The 4095-nt window shown below is 63.7% G+C and carries 5 protein-coding genes and 1 tRNA gene; all 6 read left to right on the forward strand.

Going from position 1 to position 4095, the window contains the following annotated elements:
* The 6 genes from IAE39_RS29115 to IAE39_RS29140 all read left to right on the forward strand — a co-directional run bounded on the left by IAE39_RS29115 (position 1) and on the right by IAE39_RS29140 (position 3981).
* Positions 1-76 (forward strand) — tRNA-Glu (locus IAE39_RS29115).
* 172 nt (positions 77-248) lie between these two features.
* The gene (locus IAE39_RS29120; RefSeq protein WP_201207915.1) at positions 249-788 is read left to right on the forward strand and encodes a TetR/AcrR family transcriptional regulator; all 540 of its coding nucleotides are present in this window, start codon (positions 249-251) and stop codon (positions 786-788) included.
* A 17-nt stretch (positions 789-805) separates the two neighbouring features.
* Positions 806-1639 carry an alpha/beta fold hydrolase gene (locus tag IAE39_RS29125; protein ID WP_201207916.1) on the forward strand — a complete coding sequence of 278 codons (834 nt, stop codon included), beginning with the start codon at positions 806-808 and terminating at the stop codon, positions 1637-1639.
* 214 nt (positions 1640-1853) lie between these two features.
* Positions 1854-2288, forward strand: coding sequence for an acyl-CoA thioesterase (locus IAE39_RS29130; protein WP_046617041.1), 435 nt, complete (start codon positions 1854-1856; stop codon positions 2286-2288).
* A 51-nt stretch (positions 2289-2339) separates the two neighbouring features.
* Positions 2340-3311: a tRNA dihydrouridine synthase gene (locus tag IAE39_RS29135; protein WP_201207917.1), complete on the forward strand. Its 972-nt coding sequence runs from the start codon at positions 2340-2342 to the stop codon at positions 3309-3311.
* 226 nt (positions 3312-3537) lie between these two features.
* Entirely contained in the window at positions 3538-3981 is a 444-nt protein-coding gene (locus IAE39_RS29140; RefSeq protein ID WP_019473804.1) for an Hsp20 family protein, read from the forward strand.
* Positions 3982-4095 lie beyond the last annotated feature (114 nt).

Here is a 4095-nt window from a genome sequence, read left to right on the forward strand (position 1 = left end):
GTCCCCTTCGTCTAGTGGCCTAGGACACCGCCCTTTCACGGCGGTAACAGGGGTTCGAGTCCCCTAGGGGACGCCATTTTTACCCGCGTTTTGCGGGACTTTGAAGGCTCATTCGATTATTGAATGGGCCTTTTGTTTTTCTACCCTCCTCAAAATGCTCCGCCGACCAACGGCCGCAGATTCTGCTTGCCAAAAAATATGATAGGAATAATATTTCGATCATCATATTTTGCTTGGCGATTGCCCTCATGAGCGACAAGAAGAGCAGAACCCGCGAACGCATCCTGCAGGCGGCACGCAGTGCGCTGATCCAGCATGGCCCGGCCGAGCCCAGTGTCAGCCAGGTGATGGGGGCTGCTGGCCTGACCGTAGGCGGCTTCTATGCCCACTTCGACAGCAAGGACGAGCTGATGCTCGAAGCTTTCCGCCAGTTGCTGGGCGAGCGTCGGGCGCTGCTTGCCCAGGTCGACCCGAACCTTGATGGCGCTGAGCGACGTGCGCTGGTCGGCGCTTTCTACCTGTCGCGCAAACACCGTGATGCCGAAGTGCATGCCTGCCCGCTGCCCAATTCGCTGGGCGAGATGCAGCGCCTGCCAGAGGTGTTCCGTGATGTGCTGGCCGAGCACATCGAATTGATGACCGCTGCCATGGTTGACCGCCCTGAAGATGCCGACAAGGCGCTGGCTGATCTGGCGCTGATGGTCGGTGGAATTGCCCTGGCGCGTGCATTGGGTAGCAACGAACTTTCTGACCGTATTCTGCGCGCCGCCAAATCGGCGGTGGTATGAACCCCTGGAGCATGGCGATGACCACGTTGAGCTGGATTCGCGGTGTCAATGGCACCTTGGGCCGCCTGGCCCCCGAACATGTCGCGGGCAAGATGCGCCGTGCGTTCATGACCCCACGCAACCTGCCACCGCGCCAGTGGGAGTTGCCTATGCTGGCCAGTGCCGAACGCATCACCCTGCGTTTTGGCCTGTCGGCCTTGCGCTGGGGCCAAGGGCCGACTGTGCTGCTGATGCACGGTTGGGAAGGGCGCCCGACCCAGTTTGCGGCCTTGATCGAAACCCTGGTCAATGCGGGGCACACCGTGGTCTCGCTGGAGGGCCCGGCGCATGGCCGTTCGCCAGGTGAGCAGGCACATGTGGTGCTGTTTGCCCGGGCGCTGCTGGAAGCCGCTGCCGAGTTGCCGCCATTGCGTGCGGTGATTGGCCATTCGATGGGCGGTGCCAGTGTGCTGCTGGCCTTGCAGATGGGCTTGCGTGCGGAAGCGGCGGTGAGCATTGCCGCCCCGGCGCGGTTGCTTGGCGTGATGCGTGACTTTGCCCGTCGCCTGGGGCTGCCGGCGCGAGCGCGGGCGGCGTTCATTCGCCAGGTGGAGCGCGACCTGGGCATGCAGATTGCGCGGCTGGATGTGAGTGGCTATCAGCTGGAGCTGCCGGGGCTGGTGGTGCATGCTGCCGATGATGCGCTGGTGCCGGCCGATGAGGCCCAGGTTATTCACAAGGCCTGGTTCGACAGCCGCTTGTTGATGCTGGACGAGGGCGGCCATCAGCGGGTGCTGGCTGACCCCCGGCTGAGTGAAGCCGTGCTCGAATTGCTGGCCCGGGCCGCTGCGCCCGCGCGGCAAAGCGCCTAGTTACAGGCCTTATGCGGTGGGTGTAGGAGCGGCCTTGCGTCGCGATGGGCTGCGTAGCGGCCCCGACGATCTGCGCCGAGGCTGAGATTTTGGGGCTGCTGCGCAGCCCATCGCGACGCAAGGCCGCTCCTACACCGACCGCATAAGGCTCGGAAGGGCTGGACATTACCCCACAGGTCGCTGCTAAATCCCCTTTTCTGCCAAGGAAGCGAACATGAGCTGGGACCTGGCAACACCCTTCGTCATCGACCTGCGCGTCGGCAGCGAGGACATCGACGGCCTCGGCCACGCCAACAACGCGGTCTACGTTACCTGGCTGGAGCGCTGCGCCTGGCGCCACTCCCAGCGCCTGGGCCTGGACCTGGCCGAGTATCGTCGGCTGGACCGGGCCATGGCCGTGGTGCGCCACGAAATCGACTACCTGGCCGCCGCCTACGAAGACGACGAACTGCAACTGGCCACCTGGATCATTGACTGGGACCAGCGCCTGCGCATGACCCGGCGTTTCCAGCTCAAGCGCCCGCGTGACGGCGTGACCTTGCTGCGCGCGCAAACCACCTTCGCCTGCATCGAGCTGTCCAGCGGCAAACCGCGGCGCATGCCGGCAGAATTTCTCGACGGTTACGGCCCGGCGCTGATCGGCGCCTGAAACACCGGCAATTTTTGCTAGACTGCCGGCTTTTTCCGCCGAGACCCCGACATGCAAATTGCCCTGGCCCCCATGGAGGGGCTGGTCGACAACATCCTGCGCGACGTGCTGACCCGCGTGGGCGGTATCGACTGGTGCGTCACCGAGTTCATTCGCGTGTGCGACCGCCTGTTGCCGCCTGCCTCGTTCCACAAGCTGGCGCCCGAGCTGCGCCAGGGCGCACTGACGGCTGCCGGGGTGCCGATGCGCGTGCAACTGCTGGGCTCGGACCCGGTGTGCCTGGCAGAAAACGCTGCACTGGCCTGTGAGTTGGGTGCACCGGTGATCGACCTGAACTTTGGTTGCCCGGCCAAGACCGTGAACAAGTCGCGCGGTGGCGCGGTGCTGCTCAAGGAGCCGGAACTGTTGCACGCCATCGTGCGTGAGGTGCGCCGTGCGGTGCCGGCGCATATCCCGGTGACCTCGAAGATGCGCCTGGGCTTCGACAGCCCCGATGGCGCGCTGGAATGTGCCACGGCGCTGGCCGAAGGCGGTTCGGCGCACTTGGTAGTGCATGCGCGGACCAAGGTCGAAGGTTACAAGCCGCCGGCCCACTGGGAATGGGTGGCGCGCGTGCAGGATGTGGTCAAGGTGCCGGTCTTCGCCAATGGCGAGATCTGGACCGTGGATGATTGGCGGCGCTGCCGTGAAGTCAGCGGCGCCGAGCACATCATGCTCGGCCGTGGGCTGGTGTCGCGCCCGGACCTGGGCCTGCAGATTGCCGCGGCGCGTGATGGCCGCGAGTACCAGCCGATGAGCTGGGATGACCTGCTGCCGTTGCTACGTGAGTTCTGGCGCCAGGCCCAGGCCAAGCTGTCGCCGCGCTATGCGCCGGGGCGCATGAAACAGTGGCTGGCGATGCTGACCCGCGGTTATCCCGAGGCGGTGGTGTTGTTTGCCGAGTTGCGGCGGGAGGATGATTGCGCGCGGATCAGCCGGTTGCTTGGGGTTGATGCGGTTTCCTTCGAAGCTTGTGTTGCCTGATCGGGCCTATTCGCGGGTAAATCCGCTCCTACACAGGCATGTGCCGCTTACGCAACCGATGTAGGAGCGGGTTTACCCGCGAAGAGGCCATCAAACCCAAAGCAACAATCCAAATTTTTTCACCCATCCCCTTGAAAGCCTTCCCTCCGGCCATATCTCTTGAGTACGCGATGCCGAAGTCGGGTCGCGTAATGACTTACTTGCTGAATCTCAGGAGTTTATGACCATGACCACCGCTTTCTCTCTTGCTCCACTGTTCCGCCACTCCGTTGGTTTCGACCGTTTCAACGACCTGTTCGAATCCGCGGCACGTAACGAGGCCGGCAGCAGCTACCCGCCCTACAACGTGGAAAAGCATGGCGAAGACCACTACCGCATCGTGGTTGCCGCAGCCGGTTTCCAGGAGCAGGACCTCGACCTGCAAGTCGAAAAAGGTGTCCTGACCGTGACCGGTGGCAAGCGCGACAATGGCGCCGCTGAAGTGACCTACCTGCACCAAGGTATCGCGCAACGCGCCTTCAAGCTGTCGTTCCGCCTGGCCGACCACATCGAAGTCAAGGCCGCCGGCCTGGCCAACGGCCTGCTCAGTATCGACCTGCTGCGCATCGTGCCTGAAGAAGCCAAGGCCAAGCGCATCCCGATCAATGGCGACAAACCAGCGCTGAACTGATCGCGGTGATGTGAAGAAGGGCACCCTCGGGTGCCCTTTTTTGTGCCTGATAGCCGTGCAAGCGCGGTCCCCTGTAGGAGCGGCCTTGTGTCGCGATGGGCTGCGCAGCAGCCC

Origin of the sequence: Pseudomonas sp. S37 (assembly GCF_016658545.1) — a bacterium.
GTDB lineage: Bacteria > Pseudomonadota > Gammaproteobacteria > Pseudomonadales > Pseudomonadaceae > Aquipseudomonas.